The following is a 24,483-nucleotide window of genomic DNA, read 5'->3' as shown; positions in this document are numbered from 1 at the left end:
TTGTAGGAATGCGGTAGCCCGCGTAAGCGAAGCGCGCCCGGGGCGCTTTACACGGAAGCTATACACTTATTGCGCGCTTCTATCGACCATCGCGACAATCGTTTCGAACAGTTCATCCTTGGCTTCATCGGGTGTGATCTCTCCTGTTGCAGCAGCATGCGACAACGCCTCGGCCGCGCCGAGCATCGCCCGAAGACCGGGTGACGCGATAACGCCTGTCTTGGAAAAAGGGGCAAGGGCGGCTCGGCATTTTTCCATGAAGATCGCCTCGTATTCGCGCTTGATCTTCTCCAGTTCCGGCGAACTGGCGAGCGCCGAAATCACACCGGGTATCTCGCGGCCTTGCAGGAGCACGCAGTCCACATAGGACGATGCGATGACCGTTGCCCGGCCGATCAGCGTGGCTTCGCTGGCCTGAATTGCGGCGTCCATGATCACGGTCTGCCGGGTATCGAAATCCTGATAGAGCGCCGTCAACAACCCGGCCCGCGTGCCGAAGTGGTCGTAGACGATCGGCTTGGTGACCCCGGCTTGCTCGGCCAACCGCCCTAGCGTCAAGGCGTCGGTGCCTTCTGCCCGAATCAACTGCCACGCAACCTCCAGTAACTGGCGGTTGCGGTCGCCCTTCGCCATTCGTCGGCGGTGTTGCGGATCGGAATTTTGTGGTCTGTTTCTGGGTCTTGACACATCAACCTACCAAAAGTAACTTACTAAAAGTAACTTATGGCCAGAATACAGGGCCTTGCCTCTCATCCGCAAACCCGCATCAGGAGCCTTCGACATGCACGCGCTCATCGTTACCGCCCATCCCGAACCCACCTCGCTCACCCACAGCATTGCCGCCCGGATTGCCGAGGGCATATCGCAAGCGGGTTCGGAAAACTCCTTCGAGATCGCGGACCTCGCCGCGGAAGGATTCGACCCTCGGTTCACCGAAGCAGATCTCGCCGTCCATCGTAAGCACGCACCGCCTCCGGTCGACGTTGCCACCGAGCAAGCCAGGATCGATCATGCCGACGCCCTGGTGCTGGTCTATCCCATCTATTGGTGGTCGATGCCAGGACTGCTCAAGGGTTGGATCGATCGCGTGTTCGTCAACGGCTGGGCGTATGACGAAGGCGCTGACGGCAAAGTGGCGAAGAAACTTCAGCGCCTGAAGGTTCATCTCGTTGGAATCGGTGGCGCGGACGCAGGAACCTTCACTCGCCATGGCTACTTCACCGCAATGAAGACGCAGATCGACCATGGCATCTTCGACTACTGCGGCGCATGCGTGGTGACGTCCGAGTTTTTGCTCAATTCGCAAGCGCCAAACCATATAGCTCACCTGGAAACCGCGCGCGCCATCGGCCGCGACCTGTTCGATGCGGCCGAGCGATGCAAGGCGGCCGAAGCGGCATAAGTGGTTGACGCCTGTGGCGCACCGCGTCCTGCGATCTTGATCGAGGACGCCGTTTCAAGCGCGGGATTGAGCCGACTTATTCAACCCGCCTTCCAAAGTAGGATGCGGTGAGCAAAGCGAACCGCATCGATCGCGAATCGTTCAATTGCCGAACCTCCTGACTGATGCGCGAAAGATGCGGCGCGCCTGCGGCTTACCGCATCCTTCGCCGATCAACTGATCAGCTTTGAGGAAGTTCGACCACAACGCGATCACGGGCCGGATAGTCGGTGTATCCGCGCTCTTCGCCCTGGTAGAAAGTCGACGGATCAGGTTCGTTCAAAGGATCGCCATGCGCGAATCTGTCGACAAGATCCGGATTGGCCAGGAAGGGAACACCGAACGCCACCAGGTCGGCTTTGCCTGAGCTAATAGCCGCCGCCGCTCGCGATGCGTCATAGCCGCCGTTGGCGATATAGGTACCGCCGAAACGGCGCTTCAGTTCGAGGAAGTCGAACGGATCTTCACCTACTTCTATGACATGTAGATAAGCCAGTCCATATTGGCCAAGCATCTGCGCCGCATATCCGAAAATCGCCTGCGGGTTGCTGTCGCTTATGGAGAAACCGGAGAGGGGCGACAAGCGGACACCAACGCGGTCGGCTCCGAAAACTGGGGTGACTGCTTCCACCACTTCCTTGAGGAAGCGCGCACAATTTTCGAATGAGCCGCCATAGGCGTCGGTGCGGTGGTTGCTGCCGTCGCGCAGGAACTGGTCAATCAGGTAGCCGTTGGCGCCATGGATTTCCACACCGTCGAATCCGGCCAGCTTGGCGTTCTCAGCGCCTCTGCGAAAGTCCGCCACGACGCCCGGTATTTCATCGAGATTCAATGCGCGAGGCGTTTCGTAGGCCTTTAGTCCTTCCGAAGTATAGAGCTGGCCTTCTGGCTTGATCGCCGATGGCGCTACCGGTAGCTCGCCATTGGCCTGTACCAAAGGATGCGACAAACGACCCACATGCCAGAGCTGCAGGAAGATGCGCCCGCCTTGTGCATGAACCGCATCGGTCACCAGCTTCCAGCCGGCGATCTGTTCCGCGGTGAAAATGCCTGGCGTTCTTGGATAGCCTTTTCCCTGTGCGGAAACCTGCGAACCTTCCGAGATGATGAGACCGGCTTTTGCGCGCTGCGAATAGTATTCGGCGGCTAGAGATGTTGCGGCGTCCCCTTCACCGGCTCGGCTCCGCGTCATCGGCGCCATGACGATCCGGCTTTTCAACGATAGCGAGCCGATCTGGACGGGTGACAGCAACGGGGCTAATTGGATAGCGGTCATGGTTGTTCTTCTCTCGTAGAAAGATGGAATGGACTCAGTCGATTTTTTTCAGCATGCGTTCGTTGCTTGCGCGGAAGCGGCACTTACGAACGCTAGCGTAGGCGCCCTTCGCTTCGCAGTTGTGCGCCGATGCGCTGGATCTCGGCTTCGCCCTGCGTGAGCGCCGCCTTGCTCGTGTGCACCGAGTAGTGGCCCGTCACCAGCTCGTGCGGGTGCTTCACTGCCGAGCCCAGCACGAAGGATGTATCGCCTCGGGCCACCACATCGATGGGTAGGCCGGACTCTTCGAACACCACCAATTCCCCGGCATGAACAGTGTCACTGCTATCAAAGTCGCCGGCATCAAGACTCCCCATGCTGACCGCCAGCCACGCCACGTTGTGATTGGAAGGAGGCACATAGCGCCAGCGTTCGCCGTCTTTCAGCTGCACCGCTAGGTAGTTCATGTCTGCAGGTGCGGGAATGGCGCTCTGCGCCTCACCATGGCGCCCGAGCAATACGCGCACAGGACCTTCTTGCGAGACCTGCGAAGGCGAAAGATACAAACTTTGCGCGGGTGCGTTTTCTTCCGAAGCGGGTAAAGCGATCCACAATTGGAACCCCATCATCGGCTCGCTGCCGACCGGGGTGCCCGTGTGCCATACACCGTTGCCCGCACGCATCCATTCCACTCCACCGGCGGGTAGCACACCTTGTTTGCCGGTGGTGTCTTCATAGCTCACGTCGCCTTCCATCAAGAAGGTCACGGTCGCGATACCGGAGTGCGGGTGCATGCCGAACTTCGGGAGTCCGGCTGAGCCCCGGGTGCTGAAAAAGTCGAGGAAGACGAAAGGCTTCAACAGCTCGCCCAGGTCGCCCGGGCTGACAAGGCGTGTGATCGGTCCATGCGTGTTGCTGCGCGTGCGGGAGACGATGGCGCGTGTGTCATTGGCGATTGCAGTTGTCATGTCGATTTCCTCACAGCGAAATGTCAGCGAACCGCGCCCGGGCGGAACACAGGCCGCAGCCGCCAAGCCACGAAGGCGGACAGCAAACCCAGCACCACGGCCGGCATCGGGCTGCCGCCTATCAGTACGAGATGTGTCGCCACGGCACCGATCATCGTTGCGGCGAGTAGCAGGGCACCGAAGAAGCCGGCGGCGGGTAGCAGGATCAGCACGGCGCCAATGATTTCCACAGCGCCGGTGACGTACCGGAACCACTGGCCCGCACCGATCGCATCGAACACCTGGATCATCTGCGGTACCCCCGCCAGCTTGGCCGCGCCAGCGGCGCCGAAAGCCAGGGCCAGGAGCACGCGGACACCCCAAACGATGCGGCGCTGGGTGATGGAGAGCGACGGAGAAGCGGTCATGGACGCGGCTACCTTGTGGCGAATGAAGGGCTTGGCGCCCTGATGCCAAAAGGTTAGGCTCGGTCCGATTGGTTGATAAGACGGTAGAGTAAGATTGGACTCGTCCATTTAGAACGGTAATAGGCTCATGCTCGATCTGAACGACATCGCCCTGTTCGTGCAAGTGGTGCGTGCCGGGAGCTTCGCCGAGGCGGGGAGGCGGCTGGGCGCGCCGCCCAACACGCTGAGCCGGCGCGTCCAGCATCTTGAAGAGCAACTGGGCACCCGACTGCTGCAGCGCTCCACGCGCAAGCTCACTCTCACCAGCGCCGGTGAGGCATTCCATGAGCGCTGCGCGGGCGCGGTGGATGGGTTAACGGAAGCGGGACAGGAGCTTGTGACCGGCACCCAGGAACCCAGCGGGCTGGTGCGTGTTGCGGCGCCGGCTGACTTCTTCAGTTTTTTCCCGATGGAGCGGGTGGCGGATTTTCTCGCCAGGCATTCCCGGGTGCGGCTTGACTTCGTGCTCAGCGACGCCAAGGCCGATTTGATCGTCGACCGAATCGATGTGGCGTTTCGCGGAGGGCCTCTGCAGGACTCGGGCTATGTCGGCCGGCAGTTGGTGAGCGCCGTCAGTGACGGCTTGGTATCCAGCCCTGCTTATCTTGCGGCGCGCGGTGCTCCCGGCACGCTGCAAGAACTGGTGAATCACGACTGTGTGAGCTTCTCCCACGCAAGCGGGTATGCCACTTGGCGCATGACCGGTCCCAGGGGCGTCGACGAGGAAGTGCAGGTTGTCGCGCGCTTCAGCGGCAACACTGCGCAGGCATTGCGCAAGGCCACCCTGGCGGGACTAGGTATCGCGCTGCTTCCCCACGCGATCGTCAGGCAAGACTTGCAAGCGGGCCTGCTGGTACCTGTGCTGCCAAAGTACCAACGGCAGGGCTACGGCATGCATGTGCTTTATCCGAGCAGGCGGCATCTGCCTCTGGCAGTGTCCGCGTTTATAGACATGGTGACGGAGAAGTTGAAGGAGATGCACGGCAGCGGTAGTGATGTCCTTGTCTGACAGCCGGAACGCGATTCGTGCTGGCCAGAGAGACGTAGAGCAGAGCTGCGCCCCGCGATAGCACCGAGTCAGTGGCAATGAGGCCGTCGCAACGGCAGGCGATAGCGAATAGCCGCCTACGGGCATTCAAGGTTGAGCCGGACCTGGAAGCAGCCGAGCAAGCTCGGCTCTACGTGAAGCGCATGCCGACGTGCGTTTGCGCGACCCGGCACAAGCGCAAGTACACACAGCAAGGTAGCCTGTTGCCATGGATTCCCTGATCGACGCCTCCGCGCGTGCGCTCGCCGCTGGCGATGCGCTCGGCGCCCTTAAGCGGATCGCGCTGCGCGACGATCCGCCGGCGCTGGCGCTGCGTGGCATCGCCATGGCTCAGCTAGGCGAACATCCGCGTGCGCGCGAGTTGCTGCGGCGTGCCGCCCGCGACTTCGGCAGCCACGAGGAATTGGCGCGCGCGCGCTGCATTGTCGCGGAGGCCGAAGTAGCACTGGCGATGCGCGACTTCGGTGGTTCGCCGCGCTCGCTTGCCGCTGCTGCTGCGACGCTGGAAGCGCGTGCCGATCATGCCAATGCGCTGCAGGCGTGGTTGATCACCGCGCGCCGCTTGTTGCTGCTCGGTCGGTTAGAAGAGGCCGCGGCCGCGCTGGCTCACCTCGATGGACACGGCCTGCCGCCAGCGCTGGCGGCGATGGCAGAACTGGCTACCGCCGAGCTGGCGCTGCGTTCGCTGCGTACCGGTCCTGCGCAAGCGGCGCTGGCGCGTGCGCATGAGGCAGCCGGTCACGCGCGCGTGCCGGCACTCATGGCGGAAGTAGCGGAGGCACGTGCCGCGCTCGATCGTCCTGCCGCCCGGCGCATATCCGCCGGCGCCGAGCACGCGCTTCGTCTCGACGAAGTGGAAGCGCTGCTGGAATCGGGTGCGCTGGTGGTTGACGCTTGTCGTCGCGGGTTGCGTGCGGGCACTTCATGGCAACCGCTGACGCGCCGGCCGGTGCTGTTCGCATTGGCGCGCGCGCTTGCAGAGGCGTGGCCGGGCGATATTGATCGGGAGGCGTTGATTGCTTGCGCGTTCCGCACCCGTAAACCTGATGAGACCCATCGGGCACGCCTGCGTGTGGAGATAGGCCGCCTGCGCGCGCTCATCGTGCCGTTGGCCCAGATCGAGGCCACGGCGCAGGGCTTCATCCTCAAGCCACGCAACGCCCGCGAGGTGGTAGTGCTGGCGCCGCCGATAGATGGCGATCAGGCCGCGCTGGTGGCGCTGCTCGCCGATGGCGCAGCGTGGTCGACCTCGGCGTTGTCGCTGGCGCTGGGTACCAGCCAGCGCACCATCCAGCGCGCGCTCGTCGAACTCGAGGAGGAAGGGCGGGTGCGCTCGATAGGACGGGCACGGGCGCAGCGCTGGCTGGCACCGCCGCTGACAGGATTCACGACGATCTTGTTACTCCCCACTGCGCTCTCGCCCGGGTAGATTGGCCTTGCGGCGCCACCCCGGGCGCGAAAGAACCTGTTCACGATGGGAGCCAAGCCATGAATACCAAGGCAAGCAAAAGCAGATCCGAAGCACCGGTACACGCGGCCGAGATCGTGCGCGAGTACGGCCCGTTTGGCGATGCCAAAAGCGTAGGTGGCGTCACTCACGACGGTCGCCACGTTTGGGCCGCCATCGGCGACAAGCTGGTCGCGTTCGATCCCGATAGCGGCGAGCAAGCACGCGCGCTGACCCGCACCGCCGACGCCGGCACCGCCTTCGACGGCACTTATCTCTATCAGATTGCCGAGACGCGGATCGACAAGATCGATCCCGCCACGGGCAACGTGGTCAAGTCGATCCCGGCGCCTGGCAACGGTGGCGACTCGGGGCTCACCTGGGCCGAGGGCAGTCTGTGGGTGGGCCAATACCGTGATCGCAAGATCCACCAGGTCGATCCCGAGTCCGGCGCCGTCATTCGTTCCATCGAGTCCAACCGCTTTGTTACCGGCGTGACCTGGATCGATGGCGAGTTGTGGCACGGCACGTGGCAGGACGATGAAAGCGAAATCCGCCGAATCGATCCGGAAAATGGTGCCGTGCTGGAGCGGCTGCAGATGCCGCAAGGCACCGGCGTCAGCGGGCTCGAATCCGATGGCGCGGATCTCTTCTACTGTGGCGGCGGCGGCGCTGGAAAGGTCCGTGCCGTGCGGCGCCCGAAAGAAGCCCGAGCCTAGGAGAACCAACATGAGCGATGTCTATACCGGCGGATGCGCCTGCGGTGCCATCCGTTATGAAATTTCTGGCGAACCTTTGTTCCAGAATCACTGCCAATGCCTCGACTGCCAACACAAAAGCGGCACGGGGCACGGCTCCTACTTGACCTTTCTGCGTTCGGGTGTGGAGCTGCAAGGTGAAGCGATGCACTGGGACATCGTGGCGGATAGCGGTAACCCGAAGACGCGCGCTTTCTGTCCTGTCTGTGGATCGCCCGTCTACGTGACGTTTTCCGCCATGCCAGAAAATATCGCCGTGCACGCGGCGAGCCTCGACGATCCCAGCCGATTCAAACCGCAAGCGGTGACGTATGCCGTGCGCGGGCACGCGTGGGATCTCCTTGATCCGGCACTGGTGAAGTTCGACAAGATGCCGATGATGGCCAGTACCGCATGACATCCGCAGCGGCGGCGCGCTCTTCGTAGAGCCGAGCTTGCTCGGCTGAATGTTTCCGGAGGCCGATACGCCGAGGCAGCGTGGCTTCAAGGAAATCAAAAATATCCGGTTTTACGAGAAGCGCCTTCACGCGATTGTTCGTTATCGCTTGCCGTTGCGACGGCCTCATTGTTACTGGCTCGGCGTCATTGTGGGGGCGCAGCTCCGCTCTACGCCGTCTTAGCCGCTGTCCGAAACACGGTTTTCCATCCGGCCACACAGGGCGAATGCACGCGCCTGTTGGTACCCCATTTTTCGGTTTTTGGACCGAATACAACCGCACCCATCATCCACTCGGTGAGTCAGGTGCACTGGCAAAAAAGCCCTAAAGCTAAGGACCACATGATGAACACCATGACCGTTATTACCGGCGAACCGAACACCAAGAACCATCCTGTCGTGTCGAGAGAGGAATGGCTGGCCGAACGCAAGAATCTGCTGGCGCGCGAGAAGGAGCTGACGCGGCTGAGCGACCAGATCGCCCGCGAGCGACGCGCACTTCCGTGGGTACGCGTCGACAAGAACTATATCTTCGATACGCTCGAAGGACCGCGCACGCTTGGCGATCTGTTTGAAGGCCGGCGCCAACTGCTGGTGCAGCATTTCATGTTCGCGCCGGGCTGGGAGCAGGGCTGCAAGAGCTGTTCCTACATGGCCGATCACAATGACGGCGCCAACCAACATCTGGCGCAACGCGACGTCACGTTTCTGGTTATCTCGCGCGCACCGCTGGCCGATATCGAGAAATTCCGCCAGCGCATGGGCTGGAAGTTCAAGTGGGTGTCCTCGTATGGCACCGACTTCAACCACGACTTCGGCGTCAATTTCTCCCAGGACGAGATGTCCTCGGGCAAGGTCAACTACAACTACATCAAGCAGCCTTTCGCGCATGAAGAGGCGCCCGGCATCAGCGTGTTCTACCAGGACGATACGGGCGAGGTCTTCCACACCTATTCGCGCTTCGGTCGCGGCGTGGAAGTGATGATGCACACCTACGCCCTGCTGGAGCTGACGCCCAAGGGCCGCGACGAGGACGCGCTTGAGTATCCGATGGCATGGGTGCGGCACCACGATCGCTACGAGCCGGCCGCGGCAGTGAAAGCGGCGTCGATAGCCGCCGCGTGCTGCGAAGCACACGCCTGATTCTGTTCCATTTCGCCTGGATGCATGCGACATGTCCGCCCTGTGGCCATGGCTCGCCATCGCCGGACTCGGCGCCCTGCATGGGTTGAGTCCGGCCAATGGCTGGATGTTCGCCGCGGCGTGCGGTGTGCGTGCGCGCGATACAGCGCAGGCGCGGCGAGCATTGCTGCCGATCGCCGTTGGGCATGCCGCGTCGGTTGCTGTGGTGGCGTGCGCCGTCGCGTTCGGGATGTGGTTGGTGGAACGCGCGTTGATACAAGCGCTGGCCGGTATGTTGCTCATAGGTGCGGCGTCATACCGTTTGTTACGCGGCGCCCGTGGAAGCCTGCATATCAGCACGCAGGCGGGCCACACCGGCATCGCACTTTGGTCGTTCCTGATGGCGACAGCGCACGGGGCGGGAATGATGCTGGTGCCAGCATTGGTGCCGCTATGTCTTGCGGATGGCCCCGCACGCGAGATCACCGCGTCCGGGTCGTTGGTTTTGGCGCTGGCGGCTGTCGGCGTTCACACGGTTGCGATGCTGGTGACAACTGGCGTCATCGCCACTGGTGTTTGCCGCGGTGTCGCGATGCAACCTCGTTTGCTGAGCGGCGCTGCGCCGCGTCAGGTATGGGCCGCGGCATTGGCTGTCACCGGGGTTCTGTTGATAGCATTTCGCTAGATAGTCCTGTGGCAGGCCGCGATAAATTTCGTCCTCCCGGTGCAGGCTGGTATCCGGTGTCATGCATTCCGGATGGCGAAAGTCACTGGGCTCCGGCCTGCGCCGGGATGACGGTGGAATTGTTACGAGCAGTCGTTCGATACGAAACTGCTTTTGCTTCCCGCGAGCTACTGGCACTCGGCTCCGACTCCCGTCTCCCTATTCTCGATTCCCGGCTCCATACAACACCTGGCAAGTCTCGCAAAAGAAACTACGCCGGTGAGTGGTGCCAAGGTGCGCTTTCGTCAGTCGTCCGTGTCCACGCGGGCATTCGGTCTTGGTGTGCACCAGCCAGTGTTTGCGCAGGACGAAGGCTTTCTTCCATTCCAGGAATTCGAAGCTGTAGTTCCGCACTTCTGTTATCAGTTGGGTGAGCTTGCGGGCAGGCAGGGCGCCGATCCTGCTGCAAGGATGCACGCGGATGCGGAACAGGACTTCGTTCTTGATGATGTTCCCCGATCCGGAAAAGATCGACTGATCCAGCAGTGCATCGCAGGCGAGCATCGCAGACTTGGCCTTGAGTTTGGCGCGGGCGGCCTTCGGATCCCAATGGTCGGACATGACGTCCGCGCTCCAGTCGTAGGCCTGATCCAGCGGCACTTCGATGTAGCGCAGCGAACAGTTGTAGAAATGCAGGTCGCCGTTATCGAAGCCCAAGCTCATTCGCGCGGGAACCGGTTTGGGATCGTCGATACGGTAGCTGCCGAACAGCATCAGATGGACGCGCATCGAAAAGTCGACGAACTCGATGAGGAAGTGCTTGCCCCAGCTTCGTAGCGATTCCACACGGCAGCCTTCCATGCGACTCAGGTCCAGCGTACTGTTGCCGGTGACACGGCGAACGATCTGACGCTCGAAGCGGGCGGCTTCTTCCCTCAAGATAACGATGGACGGACCTTCCGGCATGTCGATTGCTGGCATGCGACGCGATCCGTCGCTGTCCGGAGCCTGCCGAATGATGGGCGAAACGGGCGTGAAGGTTGGCCCGTGGGCGCGGATGGATTTTTGTGGGAGCGACGTAAGTCGCGACCGCGCCCCGATAACTATTCAGTGTGCAGGATAAAGAACGCGCCGCAGCGCGTCCGGATGGCGAACAAGCAGGCTTTCCATCGCTCGGATTCGCCGTCGCGACTCACGTCGCTCCCACAAAAGATACCTACTTCATCGTCGGCATCACGAACTCCGCATGCCGAGCGCCTTCCGGCCAGCGTGCGGTAACGGTCTTCAATCGCGTATAGAACCGCACGCCATCGGGCCCATGCACATGCAGCGGCCCGAACAAAGAACGTTTCCATCCACCGAAACTGTGGAAAGCCATCGGAACAGGGATGGGTACATTGATCCCCACCATGCCGGCTTGCACACGATGCGCGAATTCTCGCGCCGCGCCGCCATCGCGGGTGAACACGGCAGTGCCATTGCCGTATTCGTGTTCGTTGACCAGCTTCAATGCGGTTTCGAAATCCGGCACGCGCACCACGCACAGCACCGGCCCGAAAATCTCTTCGCGATAGATGCGCATGTCCGGCGTGACGCGGTCGAAAAGACAACCACCCATGAAAAAACCGGAATGGTTTCCCGCCATGTAGGAGCGGCGTCCCGCCGCGAGCTCTTGCTCTGAATCCAAACAGAATCCACGTCCATCCACCACCAGTTCTGCGCCTTCCGCCACGCCAAGATCGACATAGCCGCGCACCTTGTCGCGGTGCGCGCCCGTAACCAGCGGCCCCATTTCCGGATCGTCGCAACCTGGGCCGATCTTCAAGGAGGCGACCTTGGGCGCCAATGTCGCCACCAACGCATCGGCGGTGGCATCGCCCACGCACACCGCGACCGAAATCGCCATGCAGCGCTCACCCGCTGAGCCATAGCCGGCACCCAGCAACGCGGATGCGGCACCATCGATGTCCGCATCAGGCATGACCACCATGTGGTTTTTCGCCCCGCCCAGTGCTTGCACGCGTTTACCGTTGGCGCTGCCGCGTCCATAGATGTATTCGGCGATGGGAGTGGAACCTACGAAGCTGACTGCCTGCACGCGCGGTTCGTCCAGCAACGCATCCACTGCTTCCTTGTCGCCGTGTACCACGTTGAATACGCCGTCCGGTAAACCAGCCTGCTTCAGCAGATCGGCCATGAACAACGATGCCGATGGATCGCGCTCGGACGGCTTCAATATGAAGGTGTTACCGCACGCCAGCGACACCGGGAACATCCACAGCGGCACCATGGCGGGGAAATTGAAGGGCGTGATGCCGGCAGTGACACCGAGCGGTGCGTGTTCGCTCCATGAATCGACATCGCGGCCGACATTCATCGAATGCTCGCCTTTAAGAAGATGCGGAATGCCGCAGGCGAACTCCACCACTTCCAATCCGCGGGTGACTTCTCCGCGAGCATCCGACAGCACCTTGCCGTGTTCGGAAGTGATGACACGCGCCAGCTCGCTGGCGTGGCGTTCCAGCAGTTCCTTGAAACGGAACATCACGCGTGCGCGGTTGAGCGGCGTGGTTTCGGACCAGGCGGGAAAAGCGGCGGACGCAACGTCTACCGCATTGCGGACTTCATTCGTAGAAGCCAGCGGCACGCGCGAGGTGACGGTGCCGGTGGCGGGATCGAAGACATCGCCGAAGCGGCCGCTGCTGCTTTCTACCCGCATGCCGTTGAGGTAATGATGCAGCGGGTGGGTCATGGATGTCTCCGGTATGGGGCCTTGCAGGAGCGACGTAAGTCGCGATGAAGCTTTACCGGTAACGCTTCATCGCGACTTACGTCGCTCCTGCAAGGTTGGGTGTGTGACTTACGCCAGCGCCTTCGCCGCCGGCACATACACGTAGCCCAGATCGTCGGCGACGGCCTTGTAGGTGATCTTGCCCGCGTGCACGTTCAAGCCGTTGAGCAGATGCTCATCGTCCAGCAGCGCCTGCTTGGCGCCCTTGTTGGCCAGTTGCATGGCGTAGGGCAGGGTGGCATTGGTCAGCGCGAACGTGGAAGTGCGCGCGACGCCGCCAGGCATGTTGGCGACGCAGTAGTGAATGATGCCGTCCACTTCGTAGGTCGGGTTCTGATGGGTGGTGGCCTTGCTGGTCTCGAAGCAGCCGCCCTGGTCGATGGCCACGTCCACCAGCACCGAACCCGGGTGCAATAGCGAGAGTTGCTCGCGCGAGATCAACTTGGGCGCGGCGGCGCCGGGAATCAGCACCGCGCCGATCACCAGATCGGTATAGGCCAGGCGTTCTTCAATGGCATCGCGAGTGGAGTAAATGGTGGTCAGGCGATCGCCATAGACCTCGTCCAGATACTTCAACCGATCCAGCGAACGGTCGAGGATGGTGACGTGCGCGTTCATTCCCATGGCCATGCGCGCCGCATTGATGCCGACCACGCCGCCACCGATCACCAGCACTTCCGCTGGCTTCACGCCCGGCACGCCGCCCAGCAGGATGCCGGAACCGCCCTGCGCTTTCTCCAGCGCATGCGCGCCGGCCTGGATCGACATGCGTCCTGCCACTTCGCTCATCGGCGCCAGCAGCGGCAGGCCGCCTTTGCGGTCGGTGACGGTTTCGTACGCGATGCAGGTGGCGCCCGATTTCACCAGCGCCTTGGTCTGCTCCGGATCCGGCGCCAGGTGCAGGTAGGTGTAGAGGATCTGGCCGGGGCGCAGCATGGCGCATTCCACCGGTTGCGGTTCCTTGACCTTGATGATCATCTCGGCGCGCTGGAAGATTTCCTCCGCGCCTTCCACGATTTCCGCACCGGCCTTGATGTATTGGTCATCGGTCAGGCCGATGGCCTTGCCGCCGTCGCGCTGCACCATGACCTGGTGGCCTTGTAGCACCAGTTCACGCGCGCCGGCCGGGGTCAGGCCAATGCGGTACTCGTGGTTTTTGATTTCCTTGGGAACGCCGATCAGCATTTTTCTCTCCAGTAGCAGATGAGGCTTGCGCGTGGGGAGCGCTTTGGCCGTGTGCGGCAATTTTACGGGGTGGCGCGCAAAGTGTCCGCCAGAATTTCGAAGATGCGGTCGATGTGGGATTTCTCCACGATCAAGGGTGGCGACAGCGCCATCACGTCGCCGGATACTCGGGTCAGCAGGCCGCCTTTGTGGAACGCGTGGGTAAATGCGTCGTAGGCGCGGGTGCCGGGTGCGCCGGGTCGCGGCGATAGCTCGATAGCGCCGACCAATCCGTAGTTGCGAATGTCGATGACATTGGGCAGGCCTCTCAGCGAGTGGATGCCTTCCTGCCAGTATTCGCCCAGCTCGATGGCCTTGTCGAACAGGTTCTCTTCTTCGTAGGTATCCAGTGTCGCCAGGGCCGCGGCGCAGGCCAGTGGGTGGCCCGAATAGGTGTAGCCGTGGAAGAGGTCGATGACGTTTTCCGCGCCATGGGTAAAGGCCTCGTGGATGCGGTCGGATACGAACACCGCGCCCATCGGCACGCATCCATTGGCGATTCCCTTTGCCGCGGTGATCATGTCCGGAGTTACATTGAATCGTTGCGAACCGAAGGCATGGCCGATGCGGCCGAAGCCGGTGATGACCTCATCGAAGATCAACAGGATGCCGTGCCTGTCGCAGATTTCGCGGAGGCGTTGCAGGTAGCCTTCCGGCGGGAGAATCACGCCGGCCGAGCCGGAGATGGGCTCGACGATGACCGCTGCAATCGTGGATGCGTCGTGCAACGCCACCAGGCGTTCCAGATCTTCCGCCAGTTCGGCCCCGTACTGCGGCAAGCCTTTGGAAAATGCATTGCGGGATATGTCCAGCGTGTGCCGCATATGGTCGGTGCCCGGCAGCAGCGAACCGAACCATTTGCGATTGTTCGGCAGCCCGCCCACCGATATTCCGCCGAAGCCGACACCGTGATAACCCTTTTCCCGGCCGATCAGACGCGTGCGCTGGCCTTCGCCGCGTGTGCGGTGATAGGCCAGCGCAATCTTCAGTGCGCTGTCGACCGCTTCGGAACCGGAGTTGGTATAGAAAACATGATTGAGATCGCCCGGAGTCAGCGCCGCCAGGCGTTCGGCCAACACAAACGGCAGCGGCGAGCTCATCTGGAAGTTGGGCGCGAAGTCCAGCGTCTCGATCTGCTTCTTCACCGCCTCGACGATGCGCGGGCGCGCGTGGCCGGCATTGCAGCACCACAGCCCCGCGGTGGCATCCAGGATCTGGCGACCATCCACCGTGGTGTAGTGCATGCCCGAAGCGCTGGCCAACAGGCGCGGCGTCGCCTTGAACTGGCGATTGGCGGTGAACGGCATCCAGAAGGCATCCATCGATTCCGGCGCCTGCACGGCTTGGTGGCCATAGAACTCGGCCAGGGCACGGGTGGTGGAGGTGTCGTCAGCGCTCATGAGGCGGCTCCGAGGGGCGGGCGGGGAGATTTGCGCAGCTTATCGCGTTGAAAAAACTTTACAACCGCTGTTGCCGATGAAAGATGACACGGTGGCCGTGAGACCCCTGTCATCTCTTTGGCGTTGTTGCCAATCAGGGTTATCCAGGCTGCCGGCGTGGACAACCTGAAATGGGATGCAAGCGGCCGCCGGAAAGAAAATTGACCGCGTCGCCTCACGGTGTAAAGTATCCCGCAACACCGGCAGCCAGATACAAGAGCGGGAATGGACATCGGCGCACGCCTGCAATGGGTCCGCAAATCGAAAGATCTCAGCCAGCGCGAGCTGGCCAAACGCGTGGGCGTCACCAACAGCACCATCTCCCTGATCGAACAGAACAAGGTCAGTCCTTCAGTCAGTTCCTTGAAGAAGGTGCTGGACGGCATTCCCATCTCATTGGCCGACTTCTTCACTCTGGATTTGGATGCCGAGGCGCGGGACACCCCGTTCTATGGCGCCGGCGAATTGCCGGACGTGGGCAGCAACGGCATTCATTACTATCTGGTGGGCCAGCACCGTCCGCAACGGCAGATGTGCATCCTGCGCGAGGTGATGCCGCCGGGCACCGATACTGGCGACTCGATGCTGGAACACGATGGCGAAGAAGGCGGCGTGGTCGTGCAAGGCGAAGTCGAGGTCACCGTCGGCGACCAGGTGCGCATTTTGCGCGCTGGCGAAGGCTACTATTTCGAAAGCCGCATCCCGCATCGTTTTCGCAATGTGGGTGACGAAGACGCAGTGATCTTCAGTGCCAATACGCCGGCGACGTTTTGATTGTTTTCCTTCTCCCTCCGGGGTGAAGGCGTACGGCTTGCGAGCCACCGGCTCGCGTACGTCTGAACGCCCTGCGTGCTTCGTAGGGCCGGGGCGTGCAGTGAGATGCCTTGACACACCGAACAACGGAGGAAAATGCAGGTCTGAATCGATCAGCAACCTGAAAGTCCACTCCCTCATCCGCCCCCGTATCAAGTACGGGGCAGGCCCTTCGGGCACCTTCTCCCGGGGGGAGAAGGAAAAGCCAAATCGGAGCACCGAATGAACGCACCACGCACCCGTGAAAACTGGCAGGCCCTTGCGGAAAGCCTATCCCTCCGCACACAAGCCTTCATCGACGGCCGCTACGTCGACGCCGCTAGCGGCAAGACTTTCGACTGCGTCAGTCCCATCGACGGCCGTGTGCTGGGCCAGATAGCCGAGTGTGCCGAAGAGGACATCAATCGCGCCGTCGCCGCCGCGCGCCGCAGCTTCACGTCCGGCGCCTGGGCCGAGGCCAAGCCGACGTACCGCAAGAAGGTGCTGCTGAAGTTCGCGCAGCTGATCGAAAAACATGCGGACGAACTCGCGTTGCTGGAATCGCTGGACATGGGCAAGCCGGTGACCGATGCGCGGCAGGTCGATGTTGCCGCCACCATTCGCTGCATGGCGTGGACGGGCGAGGCGCTGGACAAGATCTATGGCGAAGTGGCGGCGACCGGGCCGGATGAACTTGGTCTGGTCACGCGCGAGCCGTTGGGTGTGATCGGTGCCATCGTGCCGTGGAATTTCCCATTGCTGATGGCGACCTGGAAGTTGGCACCAGCGTTGGCGATGGGCAATTCGGTGGTGCTGAAGCCTTCGGAGAAATCGCCGTTGTCGGCGATCCGGCTGGCGGAGATCGCGATGGAGGCTGGGCTGCCCGCCGGTGTGTTCAACGTGGTACCGGGTTTCGGCAAGGAAGCGGGCGAGCCGCTGGCACTGCACATGGATGTGGATGGGCTGGTGTTCACCGGCTCCACCGCGATAGGCAAGCGGCTGCTGCAATGCGCGGGCCTGTCCAACATGAAACGCGCGTACATGGAATGCGGCGGCAAGAGCCCGAATATCGTATTCGCCGATGCGCCCAATCTTGATAAGGCGGCCGAGGCAGCCGCCAGCGGCATTTTCTACAACCAGGGCGAGGTCTGTACGGCGGCATCGCGATTGTTGGTGGAACGTTCCATCAAGGACGAATTCGTCGCGCGCGTGGTCGAAGCCGGCCGCAAGATGCAGCCGCGCCACCCGTTGCAGCCGGGCGCGCCGATGGGCGCGATGGTCGACGAATCGCAAACCGGGCGTGTGCTGGGCTACATCGAAAAAGGCGTCGCCGAAGGCGCGCGACTGGTACTCGGCGGCAAGCGTGCCGAAGTGGTCGCTGGCGGCTGCTATATCGAGCCCACGGTGTTCGACGACGTGTCGCACTCGCACACGATCGCGCGGGAGGAAATCTTCGGCCCGGTGCTGTCGGTGATCGCCTTCGACGATGAGCAGCAAGCTTTGCGTATTGCCAACGACAGCGAATATGGATTGGCGGCGGGCGTGTGGACGAAAGACATCAGCCGCGCCCACCGCGTTGCACGGAAACTTCGCGCTGGCAGCGTGTGGGTCAACTACTGGGATGGCGGCGACATGACAGCGCCGTTCGGTGGTTACAAGCAATCTGGCAACGGCCGCGATAAATCGCTGCATGCCTTCGAGAAGTACACCGAGGTCAAGGCGACCTGGATAAACTTAGCGGACTAGTACGGGTGTCCTTGTGGGAGCGATGTAAGTCGCGACGTTGATGTTTCCGGTCGCGACTTACATCGCTCCCACAAGGAAAGATTTCCACAAGGAAAGAGCTGCATGGCTTGCGATGCCGCCGCGATCTGACAGAATCGGACGTCGCCCACCGAAAGCTCCCCATGACCGCTTCCGTCGTCTCCGCTTCCGCCGCGCAAGGCAATTCCCCCCGTCGTGTGTTGTTCGCCAGTCTGATCGGCACCACCATCGAGTTCTTTGATTTCTACATCTACGCCACGGCGGCGGTGTTGGTTTTTCCCAAGTTGTTCTTTCCGGCCAGCGATCCGGCTTCGGCCACGCTGCAGTCGCTGGCGACGTTCGCGCTGGCTTTTTTCGCCCGACCGGTCGGGTCCGCAGTGTTCGGCCACTTCGGTGACCGCATCGGCCGCAAGGCGACGCTGGTGGCGGCGCTGCTGACCATGGGTTTGTCGACGGTGGTCATCGGCTTGCTGCCGACTTACGCCAGCATTGGTGTGGCCGCGCCCCTGCTGTTGGCGGTGTGCCGCTTCGGCCAGGGACTGGGATTGGGCGGCGAATGGGGCGGGGCAGTGCTGCTGGCGACCGAGAACGCACCCCCCGGCAAGCGCGCCTGGTACGGGATGTTTCCGCAGTTGGGCGCGCCTATCGGCTTCCTCTGTTCCACCGGCATTTTCCTGTTGCTTACCGAGTTGATGACCGACGCGCAGTTCCTGGCCTGGGGCTGGCGCATTCCGTTCCTGGCCAGTGCGGTGTTAGTGCTTGTGGGTTTGTGGGTGCGGTTGCGCATTGCCGAAACGCCGGATTTCCAGAAGGCCATCGACAAGGGCGAGCGGGTGCGGCTGCCGATGCTGACCGTGCTGTCGAAGCACCCGCGTGCGCTGTTCGCCGGCACCTTCGCGGCCATGGCGACCTTTGTGCTGTTCTATCTGATGACGGTATTCGCGTTGAGCTGGGGAACCTCGGCGCTGGGCTATTCGCGCGAACAGTTCCTGCTGCTGCAGATGGTGGGCGTGCTGTTCTTCGCCGCTGGTATTCCGGTATCGGCGATGTTCGCGGATCGACGCGGAAGGCGCTTGGCGATGATGTTGGCCAGCGTGGCCATTTTCCTGTTCGGTTTGTTCTTCGCGCCGCTGTTCACAGCAGGGAATGCCTGGGGCGTCCTGCTGTTCCTGTCGCTGGGACTGGGCGTGATGGGACTGACCTATGGGCCCTGCGGCACCATCCTGGCAGAGATGTTTCCCACTGAAGTGCGCTACACAGGCGCATCGCTGTCGTTCAACCTGGCCGGCATCTTCGGCGCTTCGCTGGCGCCGTATATCGCCACCTATCTGGCCAAGGATTACGGGCTGGCATACGTGGGGTATTACCTGTGCGGAGCGGCCGCGCTGACGTTGGTGGCGTTGTGGATGATGCCGCGCCCCGCGATAGCAACGAGTAAGTAGCAATGAGGCCGTCGCAACGGCAGGCGATAGAGAATAGCCGCTTTTCAGTGACTAGCCGCTTCTTGTTGAGCCAAGCGAAAGACAGCGGAGCAAGCTCCGCTCTACGTTGACCCGGCGCCATCCCATGATTGCTTCACCACAACGCATCGCGCAACTTATACCAGGCCATCGCAGCCACCAGTATCGGTGTACGGAAGGCGCGTCCTCCCGGGAAGGGAAGATGTGGGATACGCGAGAACAGGTCAAAGCGTTCGGCCTGGCCGCGTACCGCTTCGGCGATCAGCTTGCCCGCCAAGCCGGTTGCCGCCACGCCATGGCCGCTGAAACCTTGGGCGAAGTAGATGTTCGGTGTCAGCCGGCCCCAATGCGGTGCGCGGTTGAGGGAAATATCCACGTAGCCGCCCCAGGCATATTCGATATCCACGTCGTGCAGTTGTGGGAACACGCGGCGCATGCGCCGGGCCATGGTGCCACGCAGGTTGGGCGGAGGCAGGGTGGAATAGCTGGCGCGTCCGCCGAATAACAGGCGGTGATCGCGGCTGAGACGGAAGTAATCCAGCGCCCAGTTCACATCGGCTACCGCCATGCCGTTGCGAATCAGTTCGTGCGCGCGCTGTTCCCCCAACGGCACCGTGGCGCCGATGTATGTGCCCACCGGCATGATGCGTGATTCCAATTCAGGCGTGATGCCGCGCAGCCACGCGTTGCCAGCCAGGATGGCGTGAGCGCAATGCACTTCGCCTTGTGCGGTCTTCATGATGGGTGATTTATCGCGAACCAGTTGCGTCACTCGCGAGCGTTCGAAGATGCGCACGCCGGCGGCCATCGCCGCTCGTGCCAGTCCGAATGCGTATTCCATCGGGTGCAGGTGGCCGCTGTGCGGATCATAGACCGCGCCCAGGTAGCGATCGCTGGCGAGCTGCGCACGCAACTGATCCCGGTCCCACCACTCCATGGAGTAGTCGTAGCGTTCCGCCATGTGCGTTTGCCAAGCGCGCAGTTGCCGCTCCTGGCGTGGCTTGATCGGCACGCTTGCATGACCGTCACGCCAGTCGCAGGCGATGGCGTGCTTGGCGATACGTCCATGCATCCATGCCATGCCTTCGCGCGAGAGGTCGAAAAGCTTGCGTGCATCGTCCGCGCCAACGAGTGTTTCCAGTTTGTCCTGTTCGCAACCGAAGCCGACGATGGCTTGTCCACCGTTGCGGCCGGATGCACCCCAGCCGATTCGCTCGGCTTCCAGCACCACGACTCGGTAGCCCGCTTCCGCCAACTCCAGCGCGGCCGACAGGCCGGTGTAACCGGCGCCGAGGATGCAGACATCGGCGTCGACGTGGCCCTGCAACGCGGGTTGTTCCGGCAGCGGTGTGGCGCTGGCGGCGTACCAGGAGGGAGGATACGGAGGGTTCGTTAGCGGCATCGCAGATATCCGAACGTCGTCATTCCAGCGCAAGTTGGAGTCGCTTCTCAACAGCCGGAGGCTGGTCATCCATTTTGACTTTTCTCGGCGGGCCTCAGTGAGTGCATCAAGATCAAAATGGGTTCAGCGTTCGCTGGAATGACGTAGGAAAGTGGCAGACGGGCACACATCACACCGCCCGCAGATACCACGCGTATTCCAGGTCGGTCACCTGGGTATAGAAGCTCTGCATCTCCTTGCGCTTCTGTTGCCCATAGATATGGCGGAAGGCGTTGCCGAACTGTTCGCGAATGAACTCGCTGCCCATGAAATCGGAAATCGCGTCGCGCCAGAAAGGTGTGCGAACTTCCGTCTGCTCATAGGCATTGCCGGTAATCGGCGGGCCGGGATCGAAACGGTTCTCCAGCCCGTGCAGTACGCCAGCCAACACCGCGGCAGTGACCAAGTAGATGTTGGCGTCTGCGCCGGCGACGCGGTGCTCGATGCGCGTGTTCGCTTCGTTGCTGTGCGGGATGCGCATGGCGACGGTGCGGTTGTTGAAACCCCAGCAATCATTGAGCGGCACGAAGGCATTGAGCACGAAGCGCCGATAGCTGTTGGCGTGCGGCGCGAACAGCAGCAGGCAGTCGCGAGCACTGCGTTGCAAGCCACCGATGGCGTGCTTCAACGTCTCGGCGGGCGCGTCCGGCGTGGAGGCGAAGATATTGCGGCCGGATTCGTCCAGTACGCTGACATGGATGTGCATGCCGTTGCCCGCCTGTTCCGCGAACGGCTTGGCCATGAAGCTGGCCTGCATGCCCTGTTGCTGCGCTACCGCCTTGATGGCGCGTTTGAGATAGACCGCGTCGTCGCAGGCCAGCACTGCGTCGTCGCGATGCTTGAGGTTGATTTCGAACTGTCCGGGCGCGTATTCCGCCACGGCGGTGTCCGCAGGAATGCCCTGCACGTCGCAGGTGGCAGCGACCGCGTCGGTGAAGCCGCGATAGTCGTTGAGGTCCTCCATGTAGTAGACCTGCGTACTTTCATTGCGTTGGCCCGTCATGGGATTGACCGGTGTACGTGGCCGTCCGTGGCTGTCCAGGCGTTGGTCGAACAGGTAGAACTCCAACTCCACCGCAACTACGGGCTTCAGCCCGCGCTGTGCGAAGCGCGCCAGTACGCGCTTCAGGACTTCGCGCGGATTGGCTTCGAACATCCCGCCGCTCGCGTCCTCCATCGACAACAGTAACTGCGCCATGGGGCGCGGTGACCATGGCACCGGTCTCAGCGAGCCAGGCACGGGACGGCAGATGCGGTCTTCATCGCCGATGTCGTAGCCCAGCCCGGTTTCTTCCACGGTATTGCCGGTGATATCGGTGGCGATCAGCGACATCGGCAGGCACACGCCGTCGGCGTAGACCTTTTCCAATGCGCCGCGGGTAATGCGCTTGCCACGCAATAGGCCGTTCATGTCCGGCAGCAGCAGATCCACCAGTTCGCAGCCTTCCACGCGCTGCAAGGCGGCGGCATCTTCGGCGGACATCGTGGCGTGCGCGGGTACTTTTTCGGCGTGTGGATTGCGGGTCATGGCGGCTTCACCGGCGGTTCGCGGCAGCTTAGCAGACAGTGGCGGGTGTCAAGAATCCTCAACGCGTGCCGGGATCGATTGGCTCTGAAACGACCAATAATGGTGCCGCACTGCACCAGTTGGGCGCTTGGAAGGCAAATTAGAGCTCCGGTGTTGTAAAAATAAAACGCCCGAGTTAAGTTGCGGGCACGCCACTTCGAGCTATCCGCATGGCCAGCCTGCCGCTGGTCGGTCTGCCTACCGACCATAAGCAAATCGGTGCGCACCCCTTCCTCGCGGTGGGTGAGAAGTATGCGCGCGCGGTGGTCGATGGGGCGGACGCCGTGCCGGTGCTGCTGCCCACCTTGGAGCCGGCTTTGCCGTTGCGGCAGTTCCTTGAAAGCGTCGATGGCATTTTGTTGACCGGGTCGGTCAGCAATATCGAGCCGCACCATTACAGCGACGAGTCCAGTTACGAAGGCAACCTGCTGGACCCCAAACGCGACGCCACCAACCTGGCGTTGATTCCACTGGCGATGGCGATGGGCGTGCCGCTGTTGGCGATCTGCCGTGGTTTCCAGGAGGTCAACGTCGCTTTTGGCGGCGGCCTGTACCAGAAGGTTCACGAGCAGCCCGGCTTCATGGATCATCGCGAGAACCCCGACGATCCGCTGGAAAAGCAATATGGCCCGGCGCATGCGGTCGCGTTGACGCCGGGCGGCATGCTGGCCGATATCGCCGGTGCCGAAAGCGCGCACGTCAACTCGCTGCATGGGCAGGGCATCTCGCGCTTGGGCGCAGGCCTGGCGGTGGAAGCGGTGGCGCCGGACGGTTTGATCGAAGCCTTCCGCCACGAAGGCGCAGGCTTCCTGATGGGCGTGCAATGGCACCCGGAATGGCGGGTGCGTGAAAACCCGTTCTATCTCTCTCTTTTTCAAGCCTTTGGTGCCGCCTGTCGCGCGCGCGCCGCCCAGCGAACGCAGCGGAACGACTCATGAGCCCACGCCCGACCCGCAGCAAGAAAACCGCCGCACCCGAACAGCAGGAAAGCTCGCTCAGGCGCTGGTTGAAGGATCGCAGCATCACCGAAGTGGAGTGCCTGGTGCCGGACATCACCGGCAACGCGCGCGGCAAGATCATTCCCGCCGACAAGTTTTCGCACGATTACGGCACGCGGTTGCCGGAAGGCATCTTCGCCACCACGGTGACGGGGGAATATCCCGACGATTACTACGAACTGACTTCGCCGTCGGATTCGGACATGCTGCTGCGGCCAGATCCGGACACCATACGGATGGTGCCGTGGGCAGCCGATCCCACCGCGCAAATCATCCATGACTGCTACACCAAGGAGGGCAAGCCGCACGACCTGGCCCCACGCAACGTACTGCGTCGCGTGCTGGCCGAATACGACGACGCCAAGCTGCGGCCGGTGGTGGCGCCGGAGCTGGAGTTCTTCCTGGTGCAGAAGAACACCGACCCCGACTTCCCGTTGCTGCCGCCGGCGGGCCGTTCCGGCCGTCCGGAAACCGCGCGGCAGTCGTATTCCATCGATGCGGTCAACGAGTTCGACCCCATCCTGGACCTGATGTACGACTATTGCGAAGCGATGGAACTGGATGTGGATACGCTGATCCACGAATCCGGTGCCGCGCAATTGGAAGTCAACTTCACTCACGACGACGCGTTGTCGCGTGCGGACCAGGTATTCCTGTTCAAGCGCACCATGCGCGAGGCGGCGATGCGGCATGGCATCTATGCCACTTTCCTGGCCAAGCCGATGGAGAACGAACCCGGCAGCGCCATGCACATCCATCAGAGCCTGGTGGACCCGAAGACCGGCCGCAACGTGTTCGCCGGCAAGACCGATGGCAAGACCAGCAAACTGTTCGGGCATTATCTGGCCGGCTTGCAGAAGTACGTGCCGATGGCCATGGCGTTCTTCGGCCCCAACGTCAACTCCTATCGTCGGCTGGCGCTGGGGCAAGTGGCCCCGATCAATGTGCAGTGGGGTTTCGACAACCGCACCTGCGGCTTGCGCGTGCCGATGGACACGCCCGAGAACACGCGCGTGGAGAGTCGCTTCGCTGGGTCCGATGCCAATCCTTACCTGGCCATGGCCGCGACGCTGGCGTGCGGACTGTTGGGCATCCGCGAACAGCTCAAACCCACCGAACCGCTTTCCAGCAGCGCGCAGGACGTCGGGTTCGAACTGCCGCGTTCGCTGGGCGAGGCGCTGGATAATCTGGAAACCTGCAAGCCGCTGCAAGACATGTTGGGTAAACGCTTCGTCCGCGCGTATATCTCGGTGAAGCGCAAGGAATACGAAACCTTCTTCCGCGTGATCAGTTCGTGGGAGCGGGAGTTTTTGTTGTTGAATGTTTGATGCTTTTTTCCTTCTCCCTCCGGGAGAAGGTGCCCCGCAGGGGCGGATGAGGGAGTGCGCTATCCGGCACCAGCGAAAGTTGGCCGCGAGCGGA

General features: G+C 62.1%; 22 protein-coding genes. 12 read left to right on the top strand and 10 right to left on the bottom strand.

Annotated features, from left to right (window positions below; translation table 11 throughout):
• Nucleotides 1-66: 66 nt before the first annotated feature.
• Nucleotides 67-633 (bottom strand): TetR/AcrR family transcriptional regulator, encoded by a 567-nt coding sequence (locus AADW18_RS08200; protein WP_337342883.1) that lies wholly within the window; start codon nucleotides 631-633, stop codon nucleotides 67-69.
• A 148-nt stretch (nucleotides 634-781) separates the two neighbouring features.
• Here AADW18_RS08200 and AADW18_RS08195 point away from each other — a divergent pair, with 148 nt between their 5' ends.
• Nucleotides 782-1,402 carry an NAD(P)H-dependent oxidoreductase gene (locus tag AADW18_RS08195; protein ID WP_337342882.1) on the top strand — a complete coding sequence of 207 codons (621 nt, stop codon included), beginning with the start codon at nucleotides 782-784 and terminating at the stop codon, nucleotides 1,400-1,402.
• Nucleotides 1,403-1,622: 220 nt separating this feature from the next.
• Here the strand turns inward: AADW18_RS08195 and AADW18_RS08190 are convergent, their stop codons facing one another.
• The 3 genes from AADW18_RS08190 to AADW18_RS08180 form a co-directional block, all read right to left on the bottom strand.
• Complete coding sequence (locus tag AADW18_RS08190; protein ID WP_337342881.1) at nucleotides 1,623-2,717, bottom strand: alkene reductase; 1,095 nt, start codon at nucleotides 2,715-2,717, stop codon at nucleotides 1,623-1,625.
• Nucleotides 2,718-2,809: 92 nt separating this feature from the next.
• Nucleotides 2,810-3,664 (bottom strand): pirin family protein, encoded by an 855-nt coding sequence (locus tag AADW18_RS08185; RefSeq protein ID WP_337342880.1) that lies wholly within the window; start codon nucleotides 3,662-3,664, stop codon nucleotides 2,810-2,812.
• 23 nt (nucleotides 3,665-3,687) lie between these two features.
• Nucleotides 3,688-4,071, bottom strand: a complete 384-nt coding sequence (locus AADW18_RS08180) for a DoxX family protein (RefSeq protein ID WP_337342879.1) — start codon at nucleotides 4,069-4,071, stop codon at nucleotides 3,688-3,690.
• Between the two features lie 127 nt (nucleotides 4,072-4,198).
• Here AADW18_RS08180 and AADW18_RS08175 point away from each other — a divergent pair, with 127 nt between their 5' ends.
• The 6 genes from AADW18_RS08175 (at nucleotide 4,199) to AADW18_RS08150 (ending at nucleotide 9,606) form a co-directional block, all read left to right on the top strand.
• Nucleotides 4,199-5,119, top strand: coding sequence for a LysR family transcriptional regulator (locus AADW18_RS08175; protein WP_337342878.1), 921 nt, complete (start codon nucleotides 4,199-4,201; stop codon nucleotides 5,117-5,119).
• A 247-nt stretch (nucleotides 5,120-5,366) separates the two neighbouring features.
• Nucleotides 5,367-6,587, top strand: a complete 1,221-nt coding sequence (locus AADW18_RS08170) for a helix-turn-helix domain-containing protein (RefSeq protein ID WP_337342877.1) — start codon at nucleotides 5,367-5,369, stop codon at nucleotides 6,585-6,587.
• A 59-nt stretch (nucleotides 6,588-6,646) separates the two neighbouring features.
• Complete coding sequence (locus AADW18_RS08165; RefSeq protein WP_337342876.1) at nucleotides 6,647-7,324, top strand: glutamine cyclotransferase; 678 nt, start codon at nucleotides 6,647-6,649, stop codon at nucleotides 7,322-7,324.
• A gap of 10 nt (nucleotides 7,325-7,334) precedes the next feature.
• Nucleotides 7,335-7,760: a GFA family protein gene (locus AADW18_RS08160; RefSeq protein WP_337342875.1), complete on the top strand. Its 426-nt coding sequence runs from the start codon at nucleotides 7,335-7,337 to the stop codon at nucleotides 7,758-7,760.
• A 384-nt stretch (nucleotides 7,761-8,144) separates the two neighbouring features.
• Nucleotides 8,145-8,942 (top strand): thioredoxin family protein, encoded by a 798-nt coding sequence (locus AADW18_RS08155; protein WP_337342874.1) that lies wholly within the window; start codon nucleotides 8,145-8,147, stop codon nucleotides 8,940-8,942.
• Between the two features lie 31 nt (nucleotides 8,943-8,973).
• The gene (locus tag AADW18_RS08150) at nucleotides 8,974-9,606 is read left to right on the top strand and encodes a hypothetical protein (protein WP_337342873.1); all 633 of its coding nucleotides are present in this window, start codon (nucleotides 8,974-8,976) and stop codon (nucleotides 9,604-9,606) included.
• Nucleotides 9,607-9,804: 198 nt separating this feature from the next.
• Here the strand turns inward: AADW18_RS08150 and AADW18_RS08145 are convergent, their stop codons facing one another.
• The 4 genes from AADW18_RS08145 to AADW18_RS08130 all read right to left on the bottom strand — a co-directional run bounded on the left by AADW18_RS08145 (nucleotide 9,805) and on the right by AADW18_RS08130 (nucleotide 15,000).
• Nucleotides 9,805-10,551, bottom strand: a complete 747-nt coding sequence (locus AADW18_RS08145) for a DNA-formamidopyrimidine glycosylase family protein (RefSeq protein ID WP_337343296.1) — start codon at nucleotides 10,549-10,551, stop codon at nucleotides 9,805-9,807.
• 250 nt (nucleotides 10,552-10,801) lie between these two features.
• Nucleotides 10,802-12,337: a CoA-acylating methylmalonate-semialdehyde dehydrogenase gene (locus tag AADW18_RS08140; protein WP_337342872.1), complete on the bottom strand. Its 1,536-nt coding sequence runs from the start codon at nucleotides 12,335-12,337 to the stop codon at nucleotides 10,802-10,804.
• A gap of 108 nt (nucleotides 12,338-12,445) precedes the next feature.
• Nucleotides 12,446-13,561, bottom strand: coding sequence for an alanine dehydrogenase (gene ald / locus AADW18_RS08135; protein WP_337342871.1), 1,116 nt, complete (start codon nucleotides 13,559-13,561; stop codon nucleotides 12,446-12,448).
• Between the two features lie 62 nt (nucleotides 13,562-13,623).
• Nucleotides 13,624-15,000 carry an aspartate aminotransferase family protein gene (locus AADW18_RS08130; RefSeq protein WP_337342870.1) on the bottom strand — a complete coding sequence of 459 codons (1,377 nt, stop codon included), beginning with the start codon at nucleotides 14,998-15,000 and terminating at the stop codon, nucleotides 13,624-13,626.
• Between the two features lie 264 nt (nucleotides 15,001-15,264).
• Here AADW18_RS08130 and AADW18_RS08125 point away from each other — a divergent pair, with 264 nt between their 5' ends.
• From AADW18_RS08125 to AADW18_RS08115, 3 genes are all read left to right on the top strand, one after another.
• Nucleotides 15,265-15,813: a cupin domain-containing protein gene (locus tag AADW18_RS08125; protein ID WP_337342869.1), complete on the top strand. Its 549-nt coding sequence runs from the start codon at nucleotides 15,265-15,267 to the stop codon at nucleotides 15,811-15,813.
• 261 nt (nucleotides 15,814-16,074) lie between these two features.
• A complete protein-coding gene (locus tag AADW18_RS08120; protein ID WP_337342868.1) occupies nucleotides 16,075-17,577 on the top strand; it encodes an aldehyde dehydrogenase in 1,503 nt (500 codons plus the stop codon).
• A gap of 161 nt (nucleotides 17,578-17,738) precedes the next feature.
• Nucleotides 17,739-19,037: an MFS transporter gene (locus tag AADW18_RS08115; protein WP_337342867.1), complete on the top strand. Its 1,299-nt coding sequence runs from the start codon at nucleotides 17,739-17,741 to the stop codon at nucleotides 19,035-19,037.
• Nucleotides 19,038-19,170: 133 nt separating this feature from the next.
• Here the strand turns inward: AADW18_RS08115 and AADW18_RS08110 are convergent, their stop codons facing one another.
• Nucleotides 19,171-20,457 carry an FAD-binding oxidoreductase gene (locus AADW18_RS08110; protein ID WP_337342866.1) on the bottom strand — a complete coding sequence of 429 codons (1,287 nt, stop codon included), beginning with the start codon at nucleotides 20,455-20,457 and terminating at the stop codon, nucleotides 19,171-19,173.
• Between the two features lie 169 nt (nucleotides 20,458-20,626).
• A complete protein-coding gene (locus AADW18_RS08105) occupies nucleotides 20,627-22,024 on the bottom strand; it encodes a glutamine synthetase family protein (protein WP_337342865.1) in 1,398 nt (465 codons plus the stop codon).
• Nucleotides 22,025-22,233: 209 nt separating this feature from the next.
• On the opposite strand from AADW18_RS08105, the gene AADW18_RS08100 reads away from it, so the two are divergent.
• Both AADW18_RS08100 and AADW18_RS08095 read left to right on the top strand, forming a co-directional pair.
• Nucleotides 22,234-23,001: a gamma-glutamyl-gamma-aminobutyrate hydrolase family protein gene (locus AADW18_RS08100; protein WP_337342864.1), complete on the top strand. Its 768-nt coding sequence runs from the start codon at nucleotides 22,234-22,236 to the stop codon at nucleotides 22,999-23,001.
• Nucleotides 22,998-24,389: a glutamine synthetase family protein gene (locus tag AADW18_RS08095; RefSeq protein ID WP_337342863.1), complete on the top strand. Its 1,392-nt coding sequence runs from the start codon at nucleotides 22,998-23,000 to the stop codon at nucleotides 24,387-24,389. Before AADW18_RS08100 ends, AADW18_RS08095 begins: the two co-directional genes overlap by 4 nt.
• Nucleotides 24,390-24,483: the final 94 nt, after the last annotated feature.

The sequence above is a fragment of the Pseudoxanthomonas sp. CCNWLY206-1 genome, from assembly GCF_039710385.1.
Lineage (GTDB): Bacteria > Pseudomonadota > Gammaproteobacteria > Xanthomonadales > Xanthomonadaceae > Pseudoxanthomonas_A.
The sequence above is the reverse complement of the archived record's forward strand: the minus strand, read 5'-3'. Positions and strand labels throughout refer to the sequence as shown.

Bases quoted from the DNA above. Each gene is read 5' to 3' on its own strand.
- AADW18_RS08150 (WP_337342873.1), top strand. From the start codon at position 8,974: ATGTCCGCCCTGTGGCCATGGCTCGCCATCGCCGGACTCGGCGCCCTG.
- AADW18_RS08125 (WP_337342869.1), top strand. From the start codon at position 15,265: ATGGACATCGGCGCACGCCTGCAATGGGTCCGCAAATCGAAAGATCTC.
- AADW18_RS08190 (WP_337342881.1), bottom strand. From the start codon at position 2,717: ATGACCGCTATCCAATTAGCCCCGTTGCTGTCACCCGTCCAGATCGGC.
- AADW18_RS08175 (WP_337342878.1), top strand. From the start codon at position 4,199: ATGCTCGATCTGAACGACATCGCCCTGTTCGTGCAAGTGGTGCGTGCC.
- AADW18_RS08140 (WP_337342872.1), bottom strand. From the start codon at position 12,337: ATGACCCACCCGCTGCATCATTACCTCAACGGCATGCGGGTAGAAAGC.
- AADW18_RS08155 (WP_337342874.1), top strand. From the start codon at position 8,145: ATGAACACCATGACCGTTATTACCGGCGAACCGAACACCAAGAACCAT.
- AADW18_RS08115 (WP_337342867.1), top strand. From the start codon at position 17,739: ATGACCGCTTCCGTCGTCTCCGCTTCCGCCGCGCAAGGCAATTCCCCC.
- AADW18_RS08200 (WP_337342883.1), bottom strand. From the start codon at position 633: ATGGCGAAGGGCGACCGCAACCGCCAGTTACTGGAGGTTGCGTGGCAG.
- AADW18_RS08195 (WP_337342882.1), top strand. From the start codon at position 782: ATGCACGCGCTCATCGTTACCGCCCATCCCGAACCCACCTCGCTCACC.
- AADW18_RS08170 (WP_337342877.1), top strand. From the start codon at position 5,367: ATGGATTCCCTGATCGACGCCTCCGCGCGTGCGCTCGCCGCTGGCGAT.
- AADW18_RS08185 (WP_337342880.1), bottom strand. From the start codon at position 3,664: ATGACAACTGCAATCGCCAATGACACACGCGCCATCGTCTCCCGCACG.
- AADW18_RS08180 (WP_337342879.1), bottom strand. From the start codon at position 4,071: ATGACCGCTTCTCCGTCGCTCTCCATCACCCAGCGCCGCATCGTTTGG.
- AADW18_RS08105 (WP_337342865.1), bottom strand. From the start codon at position 22,024: ATGACCCGCAATCCACACGCCGAAAAAGTACCCGCGCACGCCACGATG.
- AADW18_RS08110 (WP_337342866.1), bottom strand. From the start codon at position 20,457: ATGCCGCTAACGAACCCTCCGTATCCTCCCTCCTGGTACGCCGCCAGC.
- AADW18_RS08165 (WP_337342876.1), top strand. From the start codon at position 6,647: ATGAATACCAAGGCAAGCAAAAGCAGATCCGAAGCACCGGTACACGCG.
- AADW18_RS08120 (WP_337342868.1), top strand. From the start codon at position 16,075: ATGAACGCACCACGCACCCGTGAAAACTGGCAGGCCCTTGCGGAAAGC.
- AADW18_RS08145 (WP_337343296.1), bottom strand. From the start codon at position 10,551: ATGCCGGAAGGTCCGTCCATCGTTATCTTGAGGGAAGAAGCCGCCCGC.
- AADW18_RS08160 (WP_337342875.1), top strand. From the start codon at position 7,335: ATGAGCGATGTCTATACCGGCGGATGCGCCTGCGGTGCCATCCGTTAT.
- ald (WP_337342871.1), bottom strand. From the start codon at position 13,561: ATGCTGATCGGCGTTCCCAAGGAAATCAAAAACCACGAGTACCGCATT.
- AADW18_RS08095 (WP_337342863.1), top strand. From the start codon at position 22,998: ATGAGCCCACGCCCGACCCGCAGCAAGAAAACCGCCGCACCCGAACAG.
- AADW18_RS08130 (WP_337342870.1), bottom strand. From the start codon at position 15,000: ATGAGCGCTGACGACACCTCCACCACCCGTGCCCTGGCCGAGTTCTAT.
- AADW18_RS08100 (WP_337342864.1), top strand. From the start codon at position 22,234: ATGGCCAGCCTGCCGCTGGTCGGTCTGCCTACCGACCATAAGCAAATC.